We start from the raw sequence: 26,104 nt of genomic DNA, 5'->3' as shown, positions 1-26,104 counted from the left end.
GTGTACGTCGTGGTCGCAGGGGAGACGGTGCTGCCCGTCGGTGGCACGCCGCGCCGGCCCGCCGACCTCGCCGAGGCGGTGCGGGAGCTGGAGGCCGCCGAGGGGCCGCGCTGGGTGTGGGCCGACGCGCGGGAGACATACCCGCCGCTGCTGGAGCGCGGCGTGCGGGTCGCTCGCTGCCACGACCTGGCGCTGACCGAGGGGCTGCTGCTGGCCTACGAGGGCCGCTACGGCGAGCCCCGCTCCGCCAGGGCCGCGCACGCCAGGCTGCACGGCCTGCCGGTGCCCGACGAGCAGCCGAGCGCGCCCGGCACGCTGTTCGCGCCCGAGCCGCTCGGCGCGGAGGCGGTCGCCGAGGTGCTGGCCGACCAGCTCCGGCGCATCGCCGCGCTGCCCGAGCCCGGCCGCTTCCGCCTGCTGGTGGCCGCCGAGTCGGCCGGTGCGCTGGTCGCGGCCGAGATGTCGCACGAGGGCATGCCGTGGCGGCGCGACGTGCACGACGCGCTGCTCACCGAGCTGCTGGGGCCGCGCCCCGTGCACGGCATGCGCCCGGCCCGGCTGCAGGCGCTGGCCGACGAGGTGGCGGCCGCGTTCGGGCACCCGGTCAACCCCGACTCCGTGCAGCAGCTCGTCAAGGCGTTCAAGGGCGCGGGGGTGGCGCTGAAGACCACCCGGCAGTGGGAGCTCAAGCAGATCGAGCATCCCGCCGTGGCGCCGCTGCTGGCCTACAAGGAGCTGGCCCGGCTGTTCAGCGCGCACGGGTGGGCGTGGGCCGACCAGTGGGTGCGCGGCGGGCGGTTCAGGCCCGAATACGTCGTCGGCGGCGTCGTGTCCGGGCGGTGGGCCACCAACGGCGGCGGCGCGCTGCAGATCCCCAAGGTCATGCGGAAGGTCGTGGTGGCCGACGACGGGTGGCTGCTGGTCGTCGCCGACGCGGCACAGCTGGAGCCTCGGGTGCTGGCGGCGATGGCCGGCGACGGCGGGCTGGCCAGGGCCGCGGGCGAGATCGACCTCTACTCCGCGCTGGCGCAGTCGTTCGGCGGCGAGCGGGCCAACGCCAAGATCGCGATGCTGTCCGCCATGTACGGCGGCACCAGCGGCGACGCCTCGAAGCTGCTGGCCGTGATGCGGCAGCGCTTCCCCAAGGCGTACCAGTTCGTCGAAGACGCGGCCAAGGCGGGCGAGGAGGGGCGCATCGTGCGGTCCTGGCTCGGGCGCACCAGCCCGCCGCCGTCCGAGCGGTGGAAGGAGCTGGTGTCCGGGCCCGAGGGCGGCCGGGCGGCCAGAGACCGCGGGCGGTTCACCCGCAACTTCGTGGTGCAGGGCACGGCGGCCGAGTGGGCGCTGGCGCTGCTGGCGGTGCTGCGGGGGCGGCTGCCGGAGCCGGCGCGGCTGGTGTTCTTCCAGCACGACGAGGTGATGGTGCACTGCCCGGCCGAGCTGGCCGACGAGGTGATCGCGGCGGTGACGGGCGCGGCGGCCGAGGCCAGCCGGTTGTTGTTCGGCCGCACTCCGGTGCGCTTTCCGATGGAGGCGGTGGCGGTCAAGTCCTACGCCGACGCCAAGTGAGCCCGCCGAAGGGCAGGTATGTCAGGACGTGCGGCGCCAGACGGCGGTGAGCCAGAGGCCCGACAGGGCGACCATGATGCCGACCATCAGGCCGAGCATGCCGTAGCCGAGCAGGCCCACGATGGCGCCGGCGACGATCGTGCCCGTGGCGCCGCACACGTTCATCAGCAGGTCCGACAGGCCCTGGACGGCGGGGCGGCGCTCGATCGGCACCGACTCCGTGACCAGCGCCGAGCCGGCCACCAGGCCGCACGACCAGCCCAGGCCGAGCAGCACGAGCGCGGCGGTCACCTGCCACACGCGGTGACCGGCGGTGCCGGCCAGGGCGGCGGCGCTGAGCAGCAGGGCCGAGCCGAGCACCAGCACCGGCACCTTGCCCGCCTTGTCGGCCAGCCAGCCGACGAGGGGCGACAGCACGTACATGCCGGCGATGTGCAGGCTGATCACGAGGCCGATGACGTCGAGGTTCGAGCCGTCGTGGTGCAGCTTGACGGGGGTCATCGACATGACCGAGACCATCGCCGTGTGGCTGACGGCGATCATGACCAGGGCGTGGCGGGCCGTCGGGGTGGTGCGCAGGGTGTGCCAGGCGGTGCGGATCGTGCGGTTGCGTCCGGGATCCTCCGTGCGCGTACCGGCGCGGGCCAGGATGAGCGGATCGGGGCGGAGCAGGACGAGGACGATGACCACCGCCAGCGCGAAGGCCAGGGCCGCGAACGCGAACGGCCCCGCCTTCTCCGCCATCCCGAGGCTCCGGCCGATGCGGTCGGCGGGCTCGGCCAGGTTCGGGCCGGCGACGGAGCCGATGGTCGAGGCCCAGACGACCAGCGACAGATGGCGGGCCGAGCGGTCCTTGGGCGACAGGTCCGTGGCCGAGTAGCGGGCCGCGAGGCTGCCCGCGCTGCCGCCGCCGACCAGGACGAGGCCGGCGAGCAGCAGCGGCCAGTTGCGCAGGCTGATGGCCAGCACCGAGATCACGCAGCCGGTCAGCGCCGCCGTGTACGCCAGCGACAGCCCCGCCCGCCGCCCGCCCCGCCCGGACGCCTTGGCGGCCGGCAGCGCCAGCAGGGCCGCGCCGAGCACGGTGGCCGTGCCGGCGAAGCCGCTGATCACGGTGGAGCGCGACAACTCGTCCACGACGACCGAGCTGAGCGCCAGCCCGACGGCCACGCCCACGCCGCCCACGATCTGCGCCGCCGAGAGGACCGCCAGGGTCCGGCGTTGGACGCGCTGGATCCGGTCGGGGGACGAGACCGCGGGCTTCGTGGGGGTACTGGTCACGGGTGAAGTCTCGCATAACCGCTAACAGCACCCCAAAGGGGACAGTGAACTGAAATATCGGGAAATAAGGATTTTCGCCGCGAATTTTCAGAGCAGGACGACGGGATCCCCTTGCGCGATCCGACCGAAAGTGCCGGGAACGAGGTCGGGGATCAGGTTGATGCCGAACCACACCTTGCCCTCACGCTTGCGATGCCGGGCCAGCGTCCGCAGCGGCTCCTTGCCCTTGCGGTAGGTCTCGGTGTCGACCGTGGTCAGCACGCACCGGTCGCACCCCTTGGTCACGCGGAACTCCACCTCCCCGATGCGCAGGCGCTTCCACTCGTCCTCGGCGAACGGCTCCGCCACCCCGTCGATCACCACGTTCGGCCGGAACCTGCGCATCGGCAGCGCGCGCGGCTCCTCGCCGAGCTCCAGCGCGGTCTCGGCGATCCAGTCGTTGAGGCGGGCGAGCGAGGCGGTCGTGGTGAGCAGCAGCGGGAACGCGTCGGCCAGGCTCACGCGGTCGTCAGGGCGGCCGTACAGGGGGTTGACCGGGCGGCGGGTCGGGTCGTCGAGCCACTTGAGCCGCACCGGCCGGCCCGCGAGCCCGCTCAGCCACGCGGCGGCGGCGTCGCCGCAGTCGGTGACCTCCACCGCGACGCCCCCCATGTGCACGGTGGACATCGCGGCCGTGGGGACCACCGTCAGCGGCTCGGCGTGCGGGCCCGTCAGCGTGAGCACGCCGCCGTCGAGCACGGGCACGCAGGCCAGCAGGCGCGGCTCCTGGCGGGCGGTGAGCACCGCGCCGCGCTCGTCGGTGATGAGGTAGCGGCGGTCGCCCGCCAGCCCCCACGGTTGCACCTCGGCCTCGGTGACCTCGTGCCCGGCCGTGGACTTGACGGGATAGAAGGAGATGCCGGCCAGCTTCATACGGCAGACCGTACCTCACCCGTCTCGCGCGTCTCCCCGGCGATCTCGCTCCTGCGGTGCAGGCTCGCGCCGAGCGCCACCGCGGCCAGGCCGGCCACGCCGATGGCAGCGCCGATCCAGGCGACGGACGCGTAGCCGAGGCCCGCGCCGATGGCCAGGCCGCCGACCCAGGGCCCCACCGTGATGCCGACGTTGAACGAGGCCACGTTCATGCCGGCGGCCAGCGTCGGGGCGTTCTTGGCCAGGGCGAAGGGGCGGGCGTTCAGCGCCGGGTTGGTGCCGAAGCCGAACGCGCCCAGCAGGAAGATCAGCGGGATCGCGAGCAGGGCCACGGACGCCGACGCCGCCAGGGCCGCCGAGGTCAGGACGAGGCCGGTCACGCCGGCGTACAGCAGCGGGTACGGCCGCGCGTCGGCGATCCGGCCGCCGACGGTGATGCCGATGAGGGCGCCCACCCCGTACAGACCGAGGACGGCCGGCACCCAGGCCGGGTCGAGCCCCGTGACGTCGGTGAGCAGCGGGCTCAGGTAGCTGAAGGTGGACAGCAGCGCGCCGGTGGTCAGCGCGGTGGTGCCGTAGGCGAGCCAGAGCGCGGGCCTGGCCAGCGCGCGCAGCTCGTCGGAGACGCGCGGCGTGCCGCTGCGGTCGGGCCGGCCGCCCGGGATGGTGGCGAACACGCCCAGGCCGGCCAGCGCCGTCAGCGCCGCCACCGACCAGAACGCCGCCCGCCACCCGAGGTGCTGCCCGATCACCGTGCCGGCGGACAGGCCGATCACGGTGGCCACGGTGAGGCCGCCCGCCAGCACGCTCATCGCCTTGGCGCGGGCGTTCACGGGCACCAGGCCGATCGCGGTGGAGGCCGCCACCGCCCAGAACCCGGCGTAGACGAACGCGCCGACCACGCGGGTGGCGAACAGCACGCCGTAGCTCGACGTCAGCGCGCCCGCCACGTGCGACAGGGCGAAGAGCGCGAGGAAGGCCAGCAGCACCGTACGGCGCGGCCACCGCAGCGTGAGCACGGCCAGCACCGGCGCGCCGACCAGCATCCCGATGGCGAACGCCGAGATCAGCAGCCCCGCGTCCGGCACCGACACGCCGAGGTCGCGGGCCATCTCGGGCAGCAGCCCGGCCAGCATCAGCTCGGAGGTGCCCTGAGCGAAGATCGAGAGCCCCAGTATGTAGACCGCCAACGGCACGGCGATACCTCCAGAAATTTTAGATTGATCAGTTCAAAACGCGGGCATGGAAAAGTCAGAAGACGCCCAGCGCGGTGTTCGCGATCGACTCGAGCATGGCGCGGTCGGCCCCGCCGCGGGCCGCGACCCGCAGCCCGCTGACCGTCGCGGCGACGAAGCGGGCCAGGGCCAGCGGATCCTTGCCCGCGTCGAGCTCGCCGCGGGCGCGCGCGGCCTCCAGCGCGGCCGTCATGATCTGGAGCCGCTTGTCCTGGTCGCGGCGCAGCAGCTCCGCGATCTCCGGGTCGCGCGGGCCCAGCTCGACCAGCGAGTTCACCACCAGGCAGCCGGCGGGGTCGTCAGGATCGGGCTCGACGGCCCACCACAACACGGTCCTGACCTTCTCCTTGACGGGCAGCTCGCCCTCCATGAGCTCGGCCAGGTTCGCGTTGCGCTCGTCCGTGTAGTGCCGCAGCGCGCGCTCGAACAGCTCGCGCTTGCTGGCGAACGTGTTGTAGATGCTGCTGCGCCCGAGCCCGGTGGCGGCGCAGAGATCCTGCGTCGAGGTGGCCTCGTAGCCCGCGCTCCAGAACGCGCGCATGGCCGCCTCGACCGCACGGTCCTCCTCGAACTTCCTCGGTCGCGCCATGACGGCCACGCTACACGTTTTGGAACGCTCAGTGCAATACGGGTCAGGTCGCCTGCCGGAACGTGTTGAGGAACACCTTGCGGGTGTCGGCCTGGTCGTCCCACTTCAGCTCGGGCAGATCCATCGTGATCTTGAACGCGGCGGTGTCGTCGATGGAGACGTACCTGGTCAGGGCGTGCATGGGGACGCCGTTGGCCGTCTGGTAGGTGTACTCCCAGTCGGCCGCCTGCCAGGTGCGGTAGGCGACCCGCTGGAGCTGCACCTGGATGTAGCTCTCCATGCCGCCGTCGGCCTCCAGCCGGCCCAGCTCCGACAGGCCGCCGTCGCTCTGCGGGGCGGCCCGCTCGACCAGGATCCGCATCCCCGAGTCCTTCGGCCCGCTGAACGTGGCCACCCCGCCGGACGTCGCCAGCTTCCAGTCCTTCGGCACGGCCGCCGAGAAGCCGGGGCCCGTGTGCTCCACGTACCCCTCGGGGATGATCGACGGGGCCGCCGCGTCCTCCGTCGTCGTGCTCTCGCCGGTGGCCGCCGGGGTGGTGACCGGAGCCGGCGACGAGCCGCCCGTCAGGATGATCCACACGGCGCCCGCCACGACGGCCACGGCCAGCAGCGAGCTGATGATCGTCAGCGGGGTGGGGCGGCCGTTCCTGATCCAGGCGCCCTCGTCCTCCTCCACCCGGCGCCGGCTCTTCCCCTTGCGCGGGCCGCCGCCCGGCAGCGCGGCCAGGCGGCTGCGGGAGACGTCGTGCGACAGGTCGCGCGACTGCTCGCGCAGGTCGTCGGGCGAGGCCAGCGGCCACGGGGTGGCGGCCGACGACGTCCGGCTGTCCGTCGTCAGCGGCAGGATCGGCTGGGGGCGCGGGCCGGTCGGGTCGTCGAGGTCGTCGTCCAGGCCCGGGCCCACCCGGGGGAGGACGGGCGGCGCGCCGAACGGCGGCTGCGGGCCCGACGGTGCGCCCAGCGAGTCGTAGGGACCGGACGAACCGCCCAGCGAGTCGTACGGGCCCGAGGTGCTGCCCAGCGAGTCGTACGGGCCGGAGGAGCTGCGCAGCGAGTCGTATGAGGCGTGCTGAGGGCTGGGGGCGGGCGGCAGCGGCGGGAGCTGGTCGGTGCGGTGGCTGCCCGACGGGCTCGTCATCCCGTCGTAGGGCATCGAATGGCCGCCCGACGGGCTGGTCAGCGGGTCGTACGGCACCCGTACCGGACCGGAGGGGGTCTCCACGATGCGGGAGGGCATCGGCCCCGAGGGGGTGTCCAGCGGGGGCAGCAGCCCGGCCGGGGTCGGGTCGGCCTGGCTGGGCAGCATCTCGGGGGCGCGCGGCCTGGGGGAGCCGTGCGCGCGCAGCACCGTCTCCAGCATCTCGATGACCTGGGCGGCGGTGAGCCGCTCGGCCGGGTTCTTGCGCAGCAGGCCCTCGATCACGGGCATGAGCGAGCCGGCCCGCTGGGGCCTGATCGGGTCCTGCGTCAGGACGGCGCCGAGCACCGCGACGGGGTCGGGCCCCTCGTACGGCGGGCGGCCCTCGACGGCCGCGTACAACGTCGCGCCGAACGACCACAGGTCGGCCGCCTGCGTGATCGGCTGCCCGGACAGCCGCTCCGGCGGGATGTACGCCGGCGACCCCATGAGCAGCCCCGTCTGGGTGATCGTGACGTCGCCCTCGATGGCCGCGATGCCGAAGTCGGTCAGCACCACCCGGTCCTGGGTCAGCAGGACGTTGCCCGGCTTGATGTCGCGGTGCAGGATCCCGGCGGCGTGCGCGTGCATGACCGCGTCGAGCACGCGGATGCCGATCTCGGCCGCCTGGATCACGGGGAGGGGGCCGCTCTGGCGGACGGCCTGCTCCAGCGACCAGGCGCGGACCAGCTCCATCACGATCCAGGGCCGGCCGTCCTCCTCGACGACGTCGTGCACGGTCACGATGCCCGGGTGCGTCAGCCGCGCGGCCGAGCGGGCCTCGCGCAGCATGCGCCGGTGGGCCACCTGCTTGCCCGCGTGGTCGAGGCCGTAGGGCAGGATGAGCTCCTTGACGGCCACGTCCCGGTCGAGCAGCACGTCGTGGGCGTGCCACACCATGCCCATGCCGCCTCTGCCGACGGGCGACATCAGTCGGTAGCGCCTGCCGATCAGGCGACCCTGGCTCTGCGAAGCGCCCCCCGTGGCACCTTCCTCTGAGCCGGGCCCGCTGAGCAAGCGGTCGGCTGCCATGTTCCCGCCCCCATCTCCCTCATCCGTCACGTGCGTTGTTCACGCTACTTGCAGATTATGAGGATCGTTACGATAACGGCGGCGAATCCGCAAGGGAAGGTGAAAAATCCTTACATTGCCACTGACGTGGGGATATGTCCGTTTTAAAATTGATCACTTATTCGCCTCGGCCAGGGCCAGCAACGCCCGCGTGAACGCCTCCGCGGGCGGCGCCACCAGGCCCGCGCCCACCTGGCCCGTGCCCGCCACCCGGCCCGCGATCCCCGTGTTGACCACGGGCAACAGGCCCGTCCGCGCCACCAGCGTCACGTCGATGCCCACCGGCGTGCCACGGAAGCCGAGCCCCGGGATCTGGTAGACGGGATGCTCGGCCAGCGTGATCTCGTACATGGACCGCGTGGCCCGCACCGCGTCGGCCACCTCGCCGCCCACGAACCGCACGATCGCCGGCGACGCCGCCATCGCGAACCCGCCCAGCCCCGACGTCTCCGTGATCGTCGAGTCGCCGATGTCCGGGTTGGCGTCCTCGGGGCCGTACGAGCCGAGATAGAGCCCGTCCGGCACCCCGGCCGGCCCCGTGAACCAGCGCCCGCCCAGCCCCGACACCTGCACGCCGAAGTCGGTGCCGTTGCGCGCCATGGCCACCACCAGGGACGAGCCCGGCACGTCACGCGCCGCGTCCGTGGCGGCCTTGGCCGCGGCCATCCCGACGTTCAGGAAGAAGTGGTCGTTGCCGTTGACGAAGCGCAGCACCTCCGCCGCCGCGCCCGGCGCCGCCTCCACCACGGCCGGGGCCAGCTCGCGCAGCAGCAGCGAGGTCGCGGCCCGGTTGCGGTTGTGCAGCTCGTCGCCCATCTGCAGGGCCTGCGCGATCAGCGAGCGCAGGTCGATCGGGCCGGTCCGCTCCAGCGTCGCCGCCAGCGCCGGGCCGAGCACCCGGTCCATCCAGCGCAGCCGCTCCAGCACCTCCGGCCCGTACGCGCCGTACCGCAGCACCTTGCCCAGACCCTCGTTCAGCGAGCAGTACGCCGTGCCGCCGTGCTCGTCGTCGCGTACCTCGAACAGCCACATGGACGGGCTCACCACGCCCGCCATCGGGCCCACCGCCCCGTGCTCGTGACAGGGGCGCAACGTGACCGCGCCCGCCGCCAGCCGGTCCGCGGCCTCGTGCTCGTCCGCCGCCCCGCCCTCCAGCAGCATCGCGCCGATCAGCGCGCCGCGCATCGGGCCCGAGGCGCGCTCCCACGTGATGGGCGGGCCCGCGTGCAGGAACGTGCCCGCCTCCAGCAGCTCCGAGGCCCGCCGCACGCCCACCAGGTGCGGGCGGGCCGCCGTCAGCCGGCCCACGGCCAGCGCGTTGGCCTCGTGGCGGCGCGGGTCGGCCAGCGCCGCGGCCAGGGCGGCGGCGGTGCCGGGCAGGGGCGGGCGCCAGGCGACCGGCGTCGTCGGCACGGCCTGCGCGCGCAGCGCCTCGTCGAGCAGGCCCGCGCCGACGGTGATCACGTGCGGGGAGGAAGCGAGCAACGGGTTCATACCAGGCTCCTGGCGTGGCGGGCCTGGGCGTTCACACCAGGCTCCTGGCGGGACGGACGGCCTGAGGGCTCACACCAGGCTCCTGGCGTGGCGGGCGGCCTGGGCGTTGGAGGTGAAGACCGCCGCGCCCGCCTCCTGGAAGGCCGCGGCCTGGCGGTGCAGGCCCTGGGGGTCACCCTCGGTGCCGATCAGGGCGATCACGACCGTGCCCGGCGCGGCGGCGACGGCGGGCGCGAGCGAGGCGGCCGGGTCGGGGTCGGCGCCGTGGCCCAGGACCACGTCCATGAGCACGACGTCCCGCTCGCCGGTGCGGGCCAGCGCCTCCACCCGCAACGTCGGATCGATCATCGGATGCGCCCGGCCCCTGGTGAAGGCGTCGTCGCCGTAGTCCACGAAGTCGCCCTGGCCGGCGACCAGCGCGGCCTCCGCGCTCAGCGTGCCCCCGAGTACAGGCCCTTGATCCGCTTGGGCGCGGGGCGGGCGCCCGGCGGGGCGGGCCAGGACGGCCACTCGGGGACGGCCCTGCCGAGCGCGCGCAACGCCTCCTCGGCCGCCTGCGTCAGATCGCCGTTGCCCAGCAGAGCAGGGACGACCGGCGTGCCCAGGCGCTGCCCCAGCACGGCCCGCGCCACCTCGGGCGACGGCGGCTTGGAGACGAGCACGATCAGCTCCGTCGCCGGATCCTCGTCCAGCAGGCGCAGGGCGCGCCGCGCCGACAGGCCGCCCACCTCGGCCGACAGGTCCCTGCCGCCCACCCCGAGCACGTGGCTGACGCCGGTGCCCGCCCAGTCGAGCAGGCACGTCACCTGCTGGGCGCCGGTGCCGGACGCGGCGACCACGCCGACGGGGCCGGGCGTCAGGACGTTCGCGAAGCCGAGCCCGGCGCCGCCGATCGCGGCCGTGCCGCAGTCGGGGCCCATCACCAGCACGTTCCTGGCCTCGGCCAGCTCCTTCAGCCGGCGCTCCTGGGCCAGGCCGACGCCGTCGCTGAAGATCATGACGGGCAGGCCGGCCTCGATGGCGTCCAGGGCCTCGAAGAAGGCGTACTCGCCGGGGGTGGACACCAGCACCAGGTCGGCGGGCCCGCGCGCGGCGGCCGAGCGGGTCGTCAGCGGCGGCTGCTCCTCCGGGGCGGCGCGCGGCCGGTCCACGGCGGTGAGCAGCCGGCCCGCCTCCGCCGCCGCCGCGTCCGGGTCGTGCGCGCGCACCGCGATCAGCAGGTCGCCCGGGTCGGACTCGGGGATGTCGAAGCCCATCTCCCGCAGGATCGACACGTTCAGATCGGTCGCCATGGCGACCATGGCCGCCTCCACGCCGGGCAGCTCCGACAGCGCCCGGCTGACCCGCATGAGGGTGACCGAGTCGTGGTAGGCGCCGCGCCGGAGCAGCACCGCCTGCGGCAGGCCGGTCATCGCACCCCGCTCAGCGAGCGGACGGCGGCCACGCCGATGGCGATGCCCTGCGCCAGGTCCGCCCCCGAGGTGTGGCCGAGGCGGTGCAGGCGGCGCAGCGCTGATTCGAGCGCCTGGCGGCGTGCCGGTTCGAGCGCCGGGCGGCGCAGCGCCGGTTCGAGCGCCTGGCGGCGCAGTGCCGGTTCGAGCGGCTGGCGGCCCGCGACCCCGCGCAGCACGGCGATCACCTCGGGGCTGGCCTCGCCTCTCGCCGCGCAGTGCAGGAGCGTGGCGGAGATCGGCGTCGTACGCGTACGCGCGTCGAACGTCACGGTCGCCGCCAGCCAGTCGGCCAGCCACACCGCCCGCCCGCAGCCCGCGGCCACCCCCAGGTGCCGCAGCGTCACCAGCAGCCCGGCCAGCACGTCGTCCCCGCTCGGCGTCAGCCCCGGGCCCAGCCCCACGAGCTGCTCCGCCGCCGTCACCGCTCCGAGCAGCCAGCCCTTCGCGCAACTGCTCGCCAGCATGTCCACCGCGCCGTTGCCCGCCAGCCCCGCCCCGGAGGATCCTTCGGCAGGCCGTCGTCGAGCAGGGCGGGATCCAGGCGTCCGAGCGGCGGGGCCGGATCCCACCAGCGGCGCACGCTCAGGCTCAGCGGCCCCAGATCGATCACCCGGTCGCCCACCGAGGCGTCGTCACCCACCGTGACGGCCGGCAGCGGGCCCGCCAGCAGCACCGAGTTCGGCAGCCGGGTGGCCTCGCCCGTGATGACGGCGATCACCGACGGCTCCGCCTCCGTCCTGACCTCCAGGTACACGCCCGCCGGGAACGCCGCCAGCACCCGGGCGGGACGCCGCTGCGCCTCCAGGACGGGACGGACCGCGGTGCTGGCCGCGCCCGTGACGCGGACGCGGGCACGCCGCGCGGAAGTACTGACGGTCACCGGACCTCCCAACCGACCCTGGACCTGACCGTAGAACGGCCGCCGAACCCTCCGTACGGGTAAATTTGCCAACAGTCAGCGCGATGGTTGGCTCTTCCTGACAGACGGCTTCTGGGGTCACAATTTCCCCATGGAGCCCCCCGTCCGTCTCGCCAGCACCGGCACGATCATCCACGGCGTGTCCGTAGGAGAGGTGCTCGGCGTGTCCACCCTCGCGGACGCCAGGCTGATCGCGGGCGAGAGCGGGCTCGGCCGCATCGTGCAACGGCTCAACGTCATGGAAGTGCCCGACATCCTGGCCTGGGTCAAGCCGCACGAGCTGCTGCTGACCACCGGCTACCCGCTGCGCAACACGCCGCAGTCGCTCGGCCGGCTGGTCGCCGACCTCGACGAGCGCGGGCTCGCCGCGCTGGCCATCAAGCTCGGCCGCTACGTCGACGAACTGCCCGGCGAGATGGTGGAGCAGGCCGACCGGCTCGGCTTCCCCCTCATCCTGCTGCCGAACGACGTCGGCTTCGACGACATCCTCAACCAGGTCCTCACCGACATCCTCAACCGCCAGGCCGCCGTGCTCGCCCGCGCCGAGGAGGCCCACCGGGCGCTGGTACAGGTCGTGCTGGCCGGCGGCGGCCTCGACGAGGTCACCGCGGAGGTGGCGAAGCTCCTCGACGTCGCCGTGGCGGCCGTCGACGGCTCCGGCCGCGTCCTGGCCACCGCCGGGCCCGACGACCACGTCCGGGCCCTGCGCGAGTCGATCACCCGCGAGGGCCTGCTCACCTCCCGCGCCCGCACGCCCGCCGCGCGCGCCCGCGCGTTCGCCTCCGTGCCCGTGCTCGCCGGCGGCCACCACCACGGCCGGATCGTCGCCTACAGCCCGGCCGCCGCGATCAGGGACAGCGACGTCGGCATCCTCGAACGCGCCGCCACCGTCGCCGCCCTCGTCGTCACCCGGCAGGAGGCCGTCAACGCCGTCGAGAGCAAGTACCGCGCCGACTTCCTGCGCGACGTCCTCACCGGCCGGGCCGGCACGCCGGAACGGGTCACCGCCCGCGCGCGGGCCTTCGGCTGGGACCTGTCGCGGCCGGTCACCGTGCTGGTCGCCGAGCTCGACCCCGAAGGCGACGAGCGCAGCGCCCAGGACCGCCTCGTCTCCTGCTGGACCGCCGCCATCAGGCGGCACGACCCGCGCGGCGCCGTCGCCGGGTTCTCCCACGAGGTGGTGGCCGTGGTGGACGCCGCCATCGACGCCTCCCGCGTCGCCAAGGACGCCGCCTCCGCCTTCGCCGACGTGCCGCCCGCCACGTTCTCCACCGGCACCTCCCGGCCCAGCCCCGGGGCGGAGACGCTGCCCGAGGCGTACTCGCAGGCGCTCAAGGCCGCCCGCGTCGGCCGCCAGCTGCACGGCCCCGGCGCGGTCGCGCACTTCGACCAGCTCGGCGTCTACCGGCTGCTGTCGCTGGTCAACGACACCGACGAACTGCACGCGTTCGTCCGCGAGACGCTCGGCCCGCTGGCCTCCGACGACGACGCCGAGAACGCCGACCTGCGGCGCACCCTGCAGTCGCTCCTGGAGACCAACCTCAACGTGGCCGAGACCGCCCGGCGGCTGCACTTCCACTACAACACGCTGCGCTACCGCATCGGCAAGCTGGAGCGCCTGCTCGGCAACTTCACCGACGACCCCCACCTGCGCCTCAACCTCACCCTGGCCCTGCACGTGCTGCGCATGCGCGGCATCTAGGCTGCTGCCTTGTGGACGATCTGGAATTCGAGCTGCGCGACGACTACATCCCGCTGTGCGACCTGCTGAAGTACTGCGGCATCACCGAGACCGGCGGCATGGCCAAGCAGCTCATCGACGAGGGCATGGTGCGCGTGGACGGCGAGGTGGAGCTGCGCAAACGCGCCAAGATCAGAGCGGGCCAGGTGGTCACCGGCGACGGGTTCGCGATCCACGTCGCGTAGCCGGTGCGCGAGCGCCCGACGCCACCCTCTATTGTGCTCTCCAACATCAAGCAAGAGATGAACCCGCTGGTCAGGCGGGAGATCGGGGAGCGGGCGTGGCGTTCGGGTGGAAGGTGCACGGCGATGGGAAGCGCCTGACGCCGGGTGAGGTGGTCAAGCCGGACGAGCGGCTGAGCTGGCCCAGGATGGTGGGCATCGGGGCGCAGCACGTCATCGCGATGTTCGGCGCGACGTTCGTCTTCCCGCTGGTCATGGGGCTGGACGCGAACCTCGCCGTGATGATGTCCGGCGTCGCGACGATCCTGTTCCTGCTGATCGTGAACGGCAAGGTGCCCAGCTACGTCGGGTCGAGCGCGTCGTTCGTGGGGGCCGTGGTGGCGATCAGGGCGGCCGGGGGCGGTGACGCGACCGTGACGGGGGCGCTGCTCGTCGTGGGCGCGGTGCTGGCGGTGTGCGGGTTCGCGATCCACAAGCTGGGCGTCGGCGTCATCCACCGGGTCTTCCCGCCGATCGTGACCGGCGGGGTGGTGATGCTGATCGGGTTCGGGATGGCGTACGTGGCGGCGGACGTCTACTGGCCGAAGGACCCGTGGGTGGCGCTGCTGACGATGGCGGCCACGTTCGTGTTCATCGGCGTGTTCAAGGGGTTCCTCGGCCGGATCGGGGTGCTGCTCGGGCTCGTGTTCGGGTTCGTGCTGTCGTGGGTGTGGGACCTCGTCGGCGGGAAGATCCTGGCGCCGGACGACAGCGGCAAGGTGACGGAGCATTTCCGGGTGAACCTGGACGCGGTGGCGCAGGCCGACTGGATCGGGATGCCGTCGCTGCACGGGCCGGTGTTCGAGGCGTCGGCCGTCGTGCTGGTGCTGCCGGTGGTGATCGCGCTGATCGCGGAGAACGTCGGGCACGTCAAGGCCGTGGGCGAGATGACGGGCGCGGACGTGGACGCCTACATGGGGCGGGCGGTGATGGCCGACGGCATCGGGACGGTCGTCGCCACGTCCGTGGGCGGCTCGGCGACCACCACGTACGCGGAGAACATCGGCGTCATGGCGGCCACGAAGGTGTACTCGACGGCGGCGTACTACATCGCGGCGGTCATCGCGATCCTGTTCGGGCTCTGCCCGAAGTTCGGGGCGCTCGTCGCGGCGACGCCGGGCGGCGTGCTGGGCGGGGTGACGACCATCCTGTACGGCATGATCGGCCTGCTCGGCGCGAAGATCTGGATCGAGAACAAGGTGGACCTGTCGCACCCGCGCAACCTGGTGCCGACCGGCGCCGGGATCATCTGCGCGATCGGCCCGGTGGCGTTCCCGATCACCGACACGTTCGCGCTCAGCGGCATCGCGCTCGGCACGATCGTGCTGCTCGCGGGTTACCACCTGCTGCGCGCCGTACGCCAGTAGCCCCCTCACTTCCGCGGCCCCGCCGTGTGCGCGAGGATCTCTCTGGTCGCCGGGTCAGATTTGGCAGATCATGCCCGTGTAGGAGCGTGCCACCGGGCCTAATGTGCCCGCCAACGGCACGTCCAGGCGCCCGGCACACGAGGGGCTCGCATGGTTGTGGGATGGACCAAGCACGGTGATGGCAAGCATCTGGCCCCCGGCGAGGTGGTCAGGCCCGACGAGAGGCTGAGCTGGCCCCGGATGGTGGGGTTCGGGGCGCAGCACGTGATCGCGATGTTCGGCGCGACGTTCGTCTTCCCGCTGGTCATGGGGCTGGATCCGAACGTGGCCGTGATGATGTCGGGCGTCGCGACGATCCTGTTCCTGCTGATCGTGAAGGGCAAGGTGCCCAGCTATCTGGGCACCAGCGCGTCCTTCGTGGGCGGCGTGTTCGCGATCAGGGCGGCGGCGGGCGGCGACGTCGCGAACGCGGACGCGCTCGTGACCGGGTCGATCCTGGTGGCCGGGTTCGTGCTGGCGCTGGCCGGGGTGGCCATCCACGTCCTCGGCGTGGGGATCATCCACCGGATCTTCCCGCCCGTGGTCACGGGCGCGGTGGTGATGCTGATCGGGTTCGGGCTGGCGTTCGTGGTGGCGGACGTGTACTGGCCGCAGGACCACTGGGTGGCGCTGGCCACGATGCTGATCACGTTCCTGGTGATCGTGCTGTTCAAGGGGTTCACCGGGCGGATCGGGGTGCTGATCGGGCTGGTGTCCGGGTTCGTGTTGTCGTGGGTGCTGGACCGGGTCGCGGGGCCGGTCACGTCCGTGCTGCCGGGCGCCAACCTGCGGGACGCGGCGGGCAACGCCTGTCCGGCCGAGGGGACGTACTGCGTGGCGACGGCCTTCCCGCACGACCGGGTCGGCTTCCAGTCGGTGGCGGACGCGCCGTGGTTCGGGCTGCCGAGCTTCCACGCGCCCGACTTCAGGACGTCGGCCGTGCTGCTGGTGCTGCCGGCCGTGATCGCGCTGATCGCGGAGAACATCGGGCACGTCAAGGCCGTCGGCGAGATGACCGGCACCGACGTGGACCCGTACGTGGGCCGCGCCGTGCTGGCCGACGGCGTCGGCACCATGGTCACCAGCGCGGTCGGCGGCTCGCCCACGACGACGTACGCGGAGAACATCGGCGTCATGGCGGCCACCAAGGTGTACTCGACGGCCGCCTACTACATCGCGGGGATCATCGCGATCCTGTTCGGGCTGTGCCCGAAGTTCGGGGCGCTCGTCGCGGCCACGCCCGGCGGCGTGCTCGGCGGCGTGACCGTCATCCTGTACGGCATGATCGGCCTGCTCGGCGCGAAGATCTGGATCGAGAACCGGGTGAACTTCGCCGACCCCGTGAACATGGTTCCGATCGGAGCGGGAATGATCCTCGCCATCGGACCTGTGAAGCACGTCATCGGCGGCGATTTCACCCTCGAGGGCATCGCGCTCGGCACGATCGTGGTGCTGGGCGGCTACCACCTGCTGCGGGCCATCGCGGGCCGCAGCCCCGAGCCGGCCGTCAGGGGCGAGGCCGGGTGAAGCCGCCGCCGTTCACCTACCACGCGCCCCGCGACCTGCCCGCGGCGCTGCGCACGCTCGCGGAGGTGGGCGGCAAGGTGCTGGCCGGCGGGCAGAGCCTCATCCCCATGCTCAACATGCGGCTGGCCGCGCCCGGGCACGTCGTCGACATCAACCGGGTGGCCGGGCTCGACGGGATCGAGGTGAGCCGGGCGGGCGTCACGGTGGGGGCGCTGGCCAGGCACGCCGACGTCGAGCGGGCCGGGGCGCACCCGCTGCTCACCTGGGCGCTGAAGCTGGTGGCCCACCCGGCGATCCGCAACCGGGGCACCGTGGTGGGCAGCCTCGTGCACGCCGACCCGGCCGCCGAGCTGCCGGCCGTGCTGGCGGTGCTGGGCGGGCACGTGCGCGTGGCCCGCTGGGACTGCGGCCGCGTCACCTTCCGTGAGATCCCGGCGGCGGAGTTCTTCGTCGGGCCCATGGAGTCGGCGGTCGGGCCGGGCGAGCTGGCCGTGTCGGCGTTCTTCCCGGCGCTGGAGGAGGGGAGCGGGGCCGCCTTCCATGAGGTGTCCCGCAGGCACGGCGACTACGCGCTGGCAGGAGCCTGCGCGGTCGTCGGCGTGGCGGGCGCGCGGGTGGCCTGCATCGGGGTCGGCGGCGGGCCCGTCGTCATCGATGTGGGCGGTGACCTGTCCTCGGCGGCGGCTCGCGTACGGGACGCCGTCGACCCGGACGACGACATCCACGCCTCCGCCGCCTACCGCCGGCACCTGGTGGGCGTGCTGGCCGAGCGGGCGCTGCGCGACGCGGCGCGGGAAGGGGCGGCGGCCCGTGGAGCATGAGATCACCCTCGTCGTGAACGGCACCGCCCGGCGGGCCCGGGTGCCGGCGCGGCGGCTGCTGTCCGACTGCCTGCGCCACGACCTCGGCCTGACCGGCACGCACGTGGGCTGCGAGCACGGCGTCTGCGGCTGCTGCACGGTGCTGCTCGACGGGCGGCCCGTACGCTCGTGCCTGACGTTCGCCGTGACCGTGGACGGCGCCGAGATCACCACCGTCGAAGGGCTCGCGGACCGGGACGGCCGCATGTCGGCGGTGCAGCGGGCCTTCGCCGAGTGCCACGGGCTGCAGTGCGGGTTCTGCACGCCGGGCTTCCTGTGCACGGTGACCGCCCTGCTCAAGGAGAACCCGGCCCCCACCGACGACGAGGTGGTCGAGGGCATCGCGGGCAACCTGTGCCGCTGCACCGGCTACCAGAACATCGTCAAGGCCGTCCACCGGGCCGCCGAGCTGCTGGCGGAGGAAGCATGACGACGAAGCTGTTCGGCGCGCCCGTCCAGCGCCGCGAGGACCCGAGGCTGCTCACCGGGCAGGGCCGCTACCTCGACGACCTCGGCCGCGACGCGCTGGCGGCGGCGTTCGTCCGCTCGCCGCACGCCCACGCCCGCGTCCGCGACATCGACGTGAGCGGCGCCCTCGACGTCGAAGGGCTCGTCGCCATCTACACGTGGGAGGACCTGCCCGAGCGGGTCGGCCGGGCGCTGCCGCTGCTGATCCCGCACCCCGCGCTCACGCACGGGCGCACCGCGTACCCGCTGGCCAGAGACGTCGTCAGGCACGTCGGCGAGCCGGTGGTGATGGTGGTGGCCGCCGACCGGTACGCCGCCGAGGACGCCTGCGCGCTCATCGAGGTCGACTACGAGCCGCTCAAACCGGTCGTCGGCATCGAGGAGGCCGTCCAGGGGGCGCAGCTCGTGCACGAGGACGTGCCGGGGAACGTCGGCGCGCACCTCGTCCAGGAGGTCGCGGCGGCCGACGGGCGCGGCGCCAGGGAGGCCATCGAGACCTCGCCGCACACGCTCGCCTTCCGGCTCGACATCGAGCGCAGCGCCAGCATGCCGCTGGAGGGCCGCGGCGTGTACGCCCGCTGGGACGGCCGCGACCTGCGCGTCTACTCCAGCACCCAGACCTCCACCAGCGTGCGCATGGCCGTGGCCGCCGCGCTCGGGCTGCCGCTGCCGCAGGTCGAGGTGATCGCCCCCGACGTGGGCGGCGGCTTCGGCGTGAAGATCGTGCACCCGTGGCCGGAGGAGGTGCTGGTCCCGTGGGCCGCCATGACGCTCGGCCGGGAGGTCAAGTGGACCGAGGACCGCCGGGAGCACTTCGTCTCCTCCGCGCACGAACGGGGGCAGGTGCAGTACGTGCGGGTCGGGTTCGACGACGACGGGCGCGTGCTGGGGCTCGACGTGACGATCCTGCACGACCACGGCGCCTACACCCCGTACGGGATCATCGTGCCGATCGTCACCTCGACGCAGCTGCTCGGGCCGTACAAGCCGGGCGCGTACCGCGTCGAGTTCACCGCCGTCTACACCAACACCGTGCAGGTCACGCCCTACCGGGGGGCCGGGAGGCCGCAGGGCGTGTTCTGCATGGAACGCACCATGGACAAGATCGCCCGATACCTGGGCAAAGACCGCACGGAGGTGCGGGCGGCCAACTTCATCCGGCCCGACGAGTTCCCGTACGACCAGGGCATGACCTTCCAGGACGGCCGGCCGCTCATCTACGACAGCGGGAACTACCCCGAGATGCTGCGGATGATCAAAGAGCTGATCGGCTGGGACACCTTCGAGCGCCGCCCTGGCCTCGGCATCGGCATCGGGTGCTACGTCGAGGGCACCGGCGTGGGGCCGTACGAGGGCGGGCACGTGCAGATCACCTCCGACGGGCGCGTGCACGTCTCCACCGGCCTCACCTCGCAGGGGCAGGGCCACGAGACGGCGTTCGCCCAGATCGCCGCCACCGAGCTGGGCGTGCCCATCGAACGGGTCAGCGTCGTCACCGGCGACACCCGCAGGTTCGGCTACGCCGTCGGCACCTTCGCCTCCAGAGCCGCCGTCGTCAGCGGCAACGCCATCGCGCTGGCGTGCAGGAAGGTGCGCGAGAAGGCGCTGCGCATCGCCGCCGACGCGCTGGAGGCCGACCCCGGCGACCTCGACATCGCCGACGGCATCGTGCACGTGGTGGGTGCCCCGTCCGCCGCCGTCCCGCTATCCACGGTGGCCGTCCTGGCCAACCCGCTGCGTTACGCCTTCGACGAGGAGACCGCCAAGGCCACCCAGTTCGCCACGGCCGCCGCGCCCGACCGGCCGCCCGTCGCCGAGGGCGAGGAGCCCGGCCTGGAGGGACGCGACTACTACTCGCCGATCAGGTCCACGTTCGCGGCCGGCATGCACGCCGCCATCGTCGAGACCGACCCCGACACCGCCGAGATCAAGGTCCTGCGCTACGCCGTCGTGCACGACTGCGGGCGGCTCATCAATCCCATGATCGTGGAAGGGCAGATCCACGGCGGGGTCGCCCAGGGCATCGGCGGCGCCCTGTACGAGCGCATGGTCTACGACCAGCACGGGCAGCTCGTCAACGCCTCCTTCATGGACTTCCTCATGCCGTACGCCACCGAGATCCCCCGCGTCGAGACCGGGCACCTGGAGACGCCGTCGCCGCTCAACCCCCTCGGCATCAAGGGGGCGGGCGAGGCCGGCGTGATCCCCGTCTCCGCCGTCATCGCCTCGGCCGTCGAGGACGCCGAAGGCATCGAGATCAACCGCATGCCGATCTCGCCGTCGGAGCTGTTCGAGCTGCGTATGGGATGATCGGCCGCATGCGCGCCCCCGACCTGATCATCGCGCCCGACTCCGGGCTGACCGCCTTTCCCGACGTGCCCGGCGGCGCCCGGATCATCGACCTGGCCTGGAACGCGATCACCGAGGTGCCGTCGTGCGTGGCCGGGCTCGGGGCGCTGGAGGAGCTGCGGCTCGACGGCAACCGCCTGCGCGAGCTGCCCGGCCTGTCCGGCCTCACCGCGCTGCGCGCGCTGCACCTCGACGGCAACGAGCTGACCGCGCTGCCCGCCCTCCCACCCGGCCTGACGACCCTCTTCCTGTACGGCAACCGCGTCGCCGCCCTGCCCGACCCGCTGCCCGCGTCCCTGCGCCACCTGGCCGCCGGCGGGAACGCGCTCAGCTCCGTACCGGACTCGCTCTGGAAGCTGACCGGCCTGGAGTCGCTCAACCTGGCCGAGAACGCCCTCACCGAGATCCCCGCCGCCATCGGCGGGCTCACCCGGCTGCGCATGCTCGACCTCGGCCACAACCGGCTCGCCGCGCTGCCGCCCGAGCTCGGCGACCTGCCGCTCACCGACTACCTCTACCTCAGCGACAACCTCCTCACCGACGTGCCCGAATGGATCGGGCGGCTCGATCGGCTGGCCTACCTCAACCTGACCGACAACCGGCTGGAGAGCCTGCCCGACACGATCGGCTCGATGGCCGCGCTGGTCGAGCTGCGCCTCTACAACAACCGCCTCGAACGGCTGCCCGCGACGATCGCCCGCCTGTCACGGCTGCGCGAGCTGCACCTCCAGGGCAACCGGCTGCGCGAGCTGCCGCCCGAGCTGCCCGCCGGGCTGCGGCAGCTCGACCTGCGCGACAACCTGCTGCGCAGGCTGCCCGAGACGTTGCCCGCCGGGCTCAAGCAGCTCGACCTGCGTAACAACCGGTTGCGGGAGCTGCCCGCCGAGCTGCCCGACCTCGACAAGCTCGACCTGCGCTGGAACAAGCTCGACGGCGAGCCCGAGGTCCTGCGCCGCCTGGCCGCCCGAGGATGCGTCATCCTGCGCTGACGCAGGCGGACTGACGCGGGCGGGGTGGATGGGGCGCGGCGAGGGTTGAGGCGCTTTGTAGTGAACCGAGGTTCGTGCGGCTGCGTACCCTCGCACATGACGACATTTCCACGTCTGGCCGCATTTGCGCTGTTGGCCGGACTGGTCGCCGGCTGCTCCTCAGGAGGCGGCTGGAGCGACTACGCCGCAGCCGGCAATGCCCAGCCCGCCACCGCCGCCCCCATGACCATCGAGCAGATCTCCAAGAAGGTCGGGTGCAAGCCGAAGATGCAGGTCGACGCCGACGAGGTGCGGACGGCGTACTGCAAGACCCAGGACGGCGAGTTCTTCGTCAACACGTTCAAGACCGAGAAGCTCAAGGACGAGTGGATGGACCGGGCGCCCGAGTACAACCCGCACCTGGTCGGCCCCAAGTGGACCGTCCTCGGGCCGCTCAAGGTGCTGGAGGCGCTGCGCGGGCCCCTCAACGGCGACCTGCACCTCACCGACCACCGCACCTCGATGGCACCCCAACCGAAGTAGTCGGTGTCTGAACTCCCGGCGGGGGAACTGCGTACCTCCGCACATGACGACGATTCCACGTCTGGCCGCCCTCGCGCTGCTGGCCGGGCTGGTCGCGGGCTGCTCCTCGGGGGGCGGCGGCGGCCATCTCGCAGCGGGCGCGCAAGGGCCCGGCGCCGCCCCCCTCACCGTCGAGCAGCTCGCCGCCAAGGTGGGGTGCACGCCACGCATGCAGGTCAACGCCGCTGAGCTTCGTACGGGGTACTGCAAGACCCCGGACGGCGAGTTCTTCGTCACGACGTTCAAGAGCCAGGCCGGCAAGGACGCCTGGATGGATGCCGCCCCTGAGTACAACCCGCACCTGGTGGGACCGCTCTGGACCGTGTTGTCCAGCAGGAAGGTGCTGGACCTGCTCAGGGAACGGCTCGGCGGGGATCTGCACCTGACGGATCACCGGACGAAGAAGATGCAGGTCGTAGGCTGACCTCCCGCCGTACTCCGGCGGGGGTCCTTTGGGGAGGGCGGGCACCCTTGGCGGGGTGTCCGGAGGTGGGTGGAGGTGTCGTTCCCGTGGTGGGTCAGCGGGGGCGGAGGAGTTCGTACTGGGCTCTGATCTCGCCCGGGGTGGCGACGCGGTCCAGGAAGAGCAGGCCGTCCATGCGGCAGTCGCAGGGGTTCTGCTCCCGGGTGTTCTGCGGGTAGCTGCCGCCGATCTTGATGCCCCTAGGGTCGCTGGGGGAGGTGAGGTCGGGCTCCGGGGCGCCTTCCAGGCCCCAGGGGTCGCCGGTGACCGTGTAGGAGCCGGGGAGCGGGCGGCCGTCGCGGTACAGGCGCATCGCCCCCGTGTCGAAGTCGAACGTGGCGGCGAGGAAGACCCACTGGCCGCGCGGCAGGATCCGCTGCCAGGGCAGGTCGGCGGCGAAGGTCTGGGAGGCGGATCCGTCCACCCTCCTGGCCAGCGCCACCACCCGCAGCTCGCCGTTCACCGTGATGAGTTCGAGCAGCGCCCGCACGTCGTGGCCCTGCGAGGTGCCGCTGAGGACGCCGGCCAGGCCGATCGCGTTGTAGCGGTCGGCGGGGTCGGGCGTGTTCGAGTTGAGGGCGGGGCCGTCGGTCAGGAGCTTGAACCAGCCCATGACGGTGGTGCCCGCGACCGCGTTGAACGAGCGCAGGGTCGGCACGCCCGCCTCGGCGTAGACACCGGCCTTCCAGTCGTCGTTGCCGGCCGTCGCGGGCTCGATCTGGCGGGTCTCGAGCGCGTGCGTGCTGCCCCGGTACGCGGCGTCCTCGAGGCGCATCGCGGCGCCGCCGTTCACCAGCGTGATGGGGGTGCCGGACAGGCCCTGGTCCTGCTCGCGGGCCGGGTCGCCGGGCAGCGGGTGCTCGAAGTCGTAGGCGGCCACCAGGTCGCGGCGCAGCGACGGCAGCACGCCCGCCGGCGCGTAGGCGGCCCGCGTGACCTTCCAGATCCTGCCGTTGGCCTTGGACAGCAGGTACAGCTCGCCCGCGCCGTCCTGGCCGAAGCGCAGGTCCACGCGGGTGTCGCCGGCCAGCTGCGGCATGGTCACCGGGTTCCCCGCCGCGTCCACCAGGCGAGGCCGGTAGATGGCGGCGCGGCCGAGCCCTTCGCGCAGGTGGTCGGCGACGGCGGTGAAGACCTGGCCGTCCACGATGTCGCCGAACAGGTACGTCCCGGACAGCAGCGGCAGCCGCGCGCCCCGGTAGACGAAGCCGCCGACGATGGCGTGGCCGCTGTCGGCGGTGCAGGAGTGGCCGGGCGGCGGGTCGTGGTCATAGGCGGCCACCGGGTACGTGTAACCGTATTGGGCGTCGTCGTCGGGCAGCGTGTAGAGGTGGCAGCGGTCGGCCTTGTCGAACACGAACGCGCCTTCGCGCTCGCTCCAGCCCAGGTTGTCGCCGGGGCCGACGTCGTAGACGGCCTCGATGGCGTGCTCGCCGATGTGGCCGAGGAGCAGGCGGTCGCCGTCCCAGGAGAAGCGGTGGGGGTCGCGCATGCCGTACGCGTAGATCTCGCCGAGCCTGCCCTCCTGGCCGGCGAAGGGGTTCGACGGCGGCACCGTGTACTTGCGGTCGCCGGCGGCGGCCGGGTCGATCCTGAGGATCTTGCCCTGGGGGATGGCCAGGTTCTGCGGGTCGTCGCTGGAGGCGCCCCGGCCGCCGTCGCCGGCCGCGATGTAGAGCAGGCCGTAGTCGGCGTCGCCCGGGCGGGCCGAGGGCTTGAAGCCGATCTGCTGGATGCCGTGGATCTGGCCGGAGAAGCCGAGCCGCAGCACCTCCCTGCGGGTGCCGGAGAACACGCCGGCGCGCGGGTCGGCGGCCGTCCACTCGGTGATCACGCCGTGGAAGCGGGTGCCGGGCTGGGCCGGCAGGTCGGGCGTCTTCGTGGTGAGCGCGGCGCCCCATTCGGTGTGGACGGTGTAGAACCTGCCGTTGCGCCCGAACTCGGGGTGGAAGGCGGCGAAGCCGAACCCGCTGCCGAGGCCGCGCCCGGAGACGAAGTCGGGGGCGAACGCGGCGGCCACGTCCAGGTACTCCTTCGGCTGCCGGTCGCGTCCGAGCAGGTAGAGCTTGCCGTTGAGGTCGTTGACGTACAGGCGGCGGGAGCCGTCGGGCAACTCGCCCAGGTAGTTGATCCTGGCCTGGCGCAGCAGGCGCGGGTCGTTGCTCGGCGGCGGGATCGGCTCGCTCTTCGGGAACGAGGCGAACTCCTCCAGGGTGAGGGTGAGCGGCGACGGGATCGGCTTCTCGGGGATCGGGTCCTCGACCGGCACGGGCGCCGCCGCCAGCGCGGGGCGGCGGGCGCGCACAGGGCGGCGGTCAGGAGGACGGCGGCGAGGGCGTGGATGCGGGTGCGAAAGGCGGGCATCGGGGGTCCTCACGCAGGGCCCCGGAGGGCGAAAGCGCTTTCGGGATCTTTCGGATCGTAACCCCGCTTTGAAGGCTGTCAAGAGCTCCTGTCATGACGGAGCTTGCCGATCGTGACGGTGCTCGGCGTGACGGTGAGGCGTTACGGTGAGGCGTGACGGTGAGGCGTGACGGTGAGGCGTGACGGTGAGGCGTGACGGTGAGGCGTGACGGTGAGGCGTGACGGTGAGGCGTGACGGTGAGGCGTGACGGTGAGGCGTGACGGTGAGGCGTGACGGTGAGGCGTGACGGTGAGGCGTGACGGTGAGGCGTGACGGTGAGGCGTGACGGTGAGGCGTGACGGTGAGGCGTGACGGTGCTGGGCGTGACGGTGCTGGGCGTGACGGTGAATGTCAGGACGGGGGCGGGGCCGTGGAGGCTCTGACCACCAGCTCGTGCCCGGTGCGGCGCCGGCGCGGGCGGGAGGCCGGCGGCTTGAGCACCAGCTCCAGCGCCTGCCTGCCCATCCCGACCATCGGCAGCCGCACCGTGGTCAGCGCCGGGAACACGTCCTGCGCCACGGGCACGTCGTCGAACCCGGCGACCGAGATCTCGTCCGGCACCCGCCGCCCGTGGGTGAGCAGCCACGACAGCGCCCCCACCGCCATCGGATCGTTCAGGGCGACCACCGCCGTCAGGTCGGGACGCTCCCGCATCAGCCGGGCGGTGGCCGCCGCTCCGCCCTCCCGGGTGAAGTCCCCGTGGGCGACGGGCACCGCGTCCCAGTCGAGCCCGGCCGCGCCGAACGCCTGCCGCAGCCCGGCCAGCCGGTCCTCGACCGTGGTGAGGTTGGGGGGCCCGCCGAGCACGCCGAGGCGGCGGTGGCCCAGGTCGAGCAGGTGGCGCATGAGGGTGGCGGCGCCGGCGGCGTTGTCGGGCAGCACCGCGTCGACCGGCAGGTGGTGGCGGCCGATCACGGCGGCCCGGCCGCCCGCCGCGGTGAACGAGCGCAGCTCGGCCGCGATGTCGGCCTCCGTGGCCGCCTCGACGTAGCCGGACCCGGCCAGCACGATCGAGGTGACCCGGTGGGCGCGCAGGGCGCGGATGCGGGCCAGCTCCGCGCGCGGGTCCCGCTCGGTCTGGCTGATCAGCGCCAGGTAGCCGCGGCTGTCGGTCTCGCGCAGCACGCCCCGGGCGATCTCGCCGAAGTACGGGTCGCCCACGTCGTGGACGACGAGCCCGACCATGGACGCCTGCCCGCCGGCCAGCGCCCGCGCGTGGCTGTTGGGCACGTAGCCGACCTGGGCGGCGATCGCCTGGACGTGCGCGGCGACCTCGGCGCTCACGCCCGCGCTGCCGTTCATGGCCCGCGAGGCCGTGGCGAGGGACACCCCGGCGGCCGCGGCGACGTCCGCCAATCGGGGCGGAGCGGGCGGGGAAGGTCGCTTCACCATCTCGTGCGGACCCCCTTGTCCG

At 73.1% G+C, this 26,104-nt stretch carries 23 protein-coding genes; 11 read left to right on the top strand and 12 right to left on the bottom strand.

Translation table 11 applies throughout. The features are described 5' to 3' along the window. The gene (locus tag KIS93_RS18545) at window positions 1–1,569 is read left to right on the top strand and encodes a bifunctional 3'-5' exonuclease/DNA polymerase (protein ID WP_080036412.1); all 1,569 of its coding nucleotides are present in this window, start codon (window positions 1–3) and stop codon (window positions 1,567–1,569) included. A 21-nt stretch (window positions 1,570–1,590) separates the two neighbouring features. Here KIS93_RS18545 and KIS93_RS18540 read toward each other — a convergent pair whose 3' ends face one another. From KIS93_RS18540 to KIS93_RS65380, 10 genes are all read right to left on the bottom strand, one after another. Beyond that, on the bottom strand, window positions 1,591–2,850 hold the full coding sequence (locus KIS93_RS18540) for an MFS transporter (RefSeq protein ID WP_080036413.1): 1,260 nt from the start codon (window positions 2,848–2,850) through the stop codon (window positions 1,591–1,593). A gap of 87 nt (window positions 2,851–2,937) precedes the next feature. Then, on the bottom strand, window positions 2,938–3,762 hold the full coding sequence (locus tag KIS93_RS18535; protein WP_080036414.1) for an MOSC domain-containing protein: 825 nt from the start codon (window positions 3,760–3,762) through the stop codon (window positions 2,938–2,940). Then, window positions 3,759–4,958, bottom strand: coding sequence for a Cmx/CmrA family chloramphenicol efflux MFS transporter (locus KIS93_RS18530; protein WP_080036415.1), 1,200 nt, complete (start codon window positions 4,956–4,958; stop codon window positions 3,759–3,761). The genes KIS93_RS18535 and KIS93_RS18530 overlap by 4 nt, the downstream gene beginning before the upstream one ends. Window positions 4,959–5,013: 55 nt before the next feature. Beyond that, entirely contained in the window at window positions 5,014–5,586 is a 573-nt protein-coding gene (locus KIS93_RS18525) for a TetR/AcrR family transcriptional regulator (protein WP_080046420.1), read from the bottom strand. Window positions 5,587–5,629: 43 nt separating this feature from the next. Then, on the bottom strand, window positions 5,630–7,663 hold the full coding sequence (locus tag KIS93_RS63425) for a serine/threonine-protein kinase (RefSeq protein WP_246005316.1): 2,034 nt from the start codon (window positions 7,661–7,663) through the stop codon (window positions 5,630–5,632). Between the two features lie 285 nt (window positions 7,664–7,948). Then, entirely contained in the window at window positions 7,949–9,328 is a 1,380-nt protein-coding gene (locus KIS93_RS18515) for a YlbE family protein (protein ID WP_186404303.1), read from the bottom strand. 69 nt (window positions 9,329–9,397) lie between these two features. After that, window positions 9,398–9,721, bottom strand: a complete 324-nt coding sequence (locus KIS93_RS65390; RefSeq protein WP_246005315.1) for a hypothetical protein — start codon at window positions 9,719–9,721, stop codon at window positions 9,398–9,400. A 38-nt stretch (window positions 9,722–9,759) separates the two neighbouring features. Further along, the gene (locus KIS93_RS18510; protein ID WP_246005314.1) at window positions 9,760–10,740 is read right to left on the bottom strand and encodes an FdrA family protein; all 981 of its coding nucleotides are present in this window, start codon (window positions 10,738–10,740) and stop codon (window positions 9,760–9,762) included. Continuing rightward, complete coding sequence (locus KIS93_RS65385; protein ID WP_246005313.1) at window positions 10,737–11,246, bottom strand: oxamate carbamoyltransferase subunit AllH family protein; 510 nt, start codon at window positions 11,244–11,246, stop codon at window positions 10,737–10,739. The genes KIS93_RS18510 and KIS93_RS65385 overlap by 4 nt, the downstream gene beginning before the upstream one ends. After that, complete coding sequence (locus KIS93_RS65380; RefSeq protein ID WP_246005312.1) at window positions 11,201–11,662, bottom strand: hypothetical protein; 462 nt, start codon at window positions 11,660–11,662, stop codon at window positions 11,201–11,203. Before KIS93_RS65380 ends, KIS93_RS65385 begins: the two co-directional genes overlap by 46 nt. 130 nt (window positions 11,663–11,792) lie before the next feature. Here KIS93_RS65380 and KIS93_RS18500 point away from each other — a divergent pair, with 130 nt between their 5' ends. The 10 genes from KIS93_RS18500 (at window position 11,793) to KIS93_RS18460 (ending at window position 22,247) form a co-directional block, all read left to right on the top strand. Next, the gene (locus tag KIS93_RS18500; protein ID WP_080036418.1) at window positions 11,793–13,403 is read left to right on the top strand and encodes a PucR family transcriptional regulator; all 1,611 of its coding nucleotides are present in this window, start codon (window positions 11,793–11,795) and stop codon (window positions 13,401–13,403) included. A gap of 11 nt (window positions 13,404–13,414) precedes the next feature. Next, window positions 13,415–13,627, top strand: a complete 213-nt coding sequence (locus KIS93_RS18495; RefSeq protein WP_080036419.1) for an RNA-binding S4 domain-containing protein — start codon at window positions 13,415–13,417, stop codon at window positions 13,625–13,627. A 95-nt stretch (window positions 13,628–13,722) separates the two neighbouring features. Further along, the gene (locus tag KIS93_RS18490) at window positions 13,723–15,030 is read left to right on the top strand and encodes a uracil-xanthine permease family protein (RefSeq protein WP_222107518.1); all 1,308 of its coding nucleotides are present in this window, start codon (window positions 13,723–13,725) and stop codon (window positions 15,028–15,030) included. A 150-nt stretch (window positions 15,031–15,180) separates the two neighbouring features. Further along, window positions 15,181–16,596: a uracil-xanthine permease family protein gene (locus KIS93_RS18485; protein ID WP_080036420.1), complete on the top strand. Its 1,416-nt coding sequence runs from the start codon at window positions 15,181–15,183 to the stop codon at window positions 16,594–16,596. Continuing rightward, entirely contained in the window at window positions 16,593–17,417 is an 825-nt protein-coding gene (locus KIS93_RS63420; protein ID WP_080036421.1) for an FAD binding domain-containing protein, read from the top strand. The genes KIS93_RS18485 and KIS93_RS63420 overlap by 4 nt, the downstream gene beginning before the upstream one ends. After that, complete coding sequence (locus KIS93_RS18480; RefSeq protein ID WP_222107517.1) at window positions 17,407–17,886, top strand: (2Fe-2S)-binding protein; 480 nt, start codon at window positions 17,407–17,409, stop codon at window positions 17,884–17,886. Before KIS93_RS63420 ends, KIS93_RS18480 begins: the two co-directional genes overlap by 11 nt. Next, on the top strand, window positions 17,883–20,234 hold the full coding sequence (cutA, locus tag KIS93_RS18475) for an aerobic carbon-monoxide dehydrogenase large subunit (protein WP_080036423.1): 2,352 nt from the start codon (window positions 17,883–17,885) through the stop codon (window positions 20,232–20,234). Before KIS93_RS18480 ends, cutA begins: the two co-directional genes overlap by 4 nt. Before the next feature lie 8 nt (window positions 20,235–20,242). Then, window positions 20,243–21,262, top strand: coding sequence for a leucine-rich repeat domain-containing protein (locus KIS93_RS18470; RefSeq protein WP_080036424.1), 1,020 nt, complete (start codon window positions 20,243–20,245; stop codon window positions 21,260–21,262). A 132-nt stretch (window positions 21,263–21,394) separates the two neighbouring features. Further along, the gene (locus tag KIS93_RS18465) at window positions 21,395–21,784 is read left to right on the top strand and encodes a hypothetical protein (protein WP_230465944.1); all 390 of its coding nucleotides are present in this window, start codon (window positions 21,395–21,397) and stop codon (window positions 21,782–21,784) included. Between the two features lie 43 nt (window positions 21,785–21,827). Continuing rightward, entirely contained in the window at window positions 21,828–22,247 is a 420-nt protein-coding gene (locus tag KIS93_RS18460) for a hypothetical protein (RefSeq protein WP_080036426.1), read from the top strand. A 94-nt stretch (window positions 22,248–22,341) separates the two neighbouring features. Here the strand turns inward: KIS93_RS18460 and KIS93_RS65375 are convergent, their stop codons facing one another. Further along, a complete protein-coding gene (locus tag KIS93_RS65375; protein WP_186404302.1) occupies window positions 22,342–24,591 on the bottom strand; it encodes a PQQ-dependent sugar dehydrogenase in 2,250 nt (749 codons plus the stop codon). A gap of 450 nt (window positions 24,592–25,041) precedes the next feature. Then, window positions 25,042–26,082 (bottom strand): LacI family DNA-binding transcriptional regulator, encoded by a 1,041-nt coding sequence (locus KIS93_RS18450; protein ID WP_080036428.1) that lies wholly within the window; start codon window positions 26,080–26,082, stop codon window positions 25,042–25,044. Window positions 26,083–26,104: the final 22 nt, after the last annotated feature.

Source organism: [Actinomadura] parvosata subsp. kistnae, assembly GCF_900323885.1.
In the GTDB taxonomy this organism is placed as follows: domain Bacteria; phylum Actinomycetota; class Actinomycetes; order Streptosporangiales; family Streptosporangiaceae; genus Nonomuraea; species Nonomuraea composti.
The sequence above is the reverse complement of the archived record's forward strand: the minus strand, read 5'-3'. Positions and strand labels throughout refer to the sequence as shown.

Coding starts and splice junctions, on each gene's coding strand:
- KIS93_RS18485 (WP_080036420.1), top strand. CDS start 15,181: ATGGTTGTGGGATGGACCAAGCACGGTGATGGCAAGCATCTGGCCCCC.
- KIS93_RS18450 (WP_080036428.1), bottom strand. CDS start 26,082: ATGGTGAAGCGACCTTCCCCGCCCGCTCCGCCCCGATTGGCGGACGTC.
- cutA (WP_080036423.1), top strand. CDS start 17,883: ATGACGACGAAGCTGTTCGGCGCGCCCGTCCAGCGCCGCGAGGACCCG.
- KIS93_RS18525 (WP_080046420.1), bottom strand. CDS start 5,586: ATGGCGCGACCGAGGAAGTTCGAGGAGGACCGTGCGGTCGAGGCGGCC.
- KIS93_RS18535 (WP_080036414.1), bottom strand. CDS start 3,762: ATGAAGCTGGCCGGCATCTCCTTCTATCCCGTCAAGTCCACGGCCGGG.
- KIS93_RS18470 (WP_080036424.1), top strand. CDS start 20,243: ATGCGCGCCCCCGACCTGATCATCGCGCCCGACTCCGGGCTGACCGCC.
- KIS93_RS18500 (WP_080036418.1), top strand. CDS start 11,793: ATGGAGCCCCCCGTCCGTCTCGCCAGCACCGGCACGATCATCCACGGC.
- KIS93_RS18510 (WP_246005314.1), bottom strand. CDS start 10,740: ATGACCGGCCTGCCGCAGGCGGTGCTGCTCCGGCGCGGCGCCTACCAC.
- KIS93_RS18460 (WP_080036426.1), top strand. CDS start 21,828: ATGACGACGATTCCACGTCTGGCCGCCCTCGCGCTGCTGGCCGGGCTG.
- KIS93_RS63425 (WP_246005316.1), bottom strand. CDS start 7,663: ATGGTGTGGCACGCCCACGACGTGCTGCTCGACCGGGACGTGGCCGTC.
- KIS93_RS65385 (WP_246005313.1), bottom strand. CDS start 11,246: ATGCTGGCGAGCAGTTGCGCGAAGGGCTGGCTGCTCGGAGCGGTGACG.
- KIS93_RS18515 (WP_186404303.1), bottom strand. CDS start 9,328: ATGAACCCGTTGCTCGCTTCCTCCCCGCACGTGATCACCGTCGGCGCG.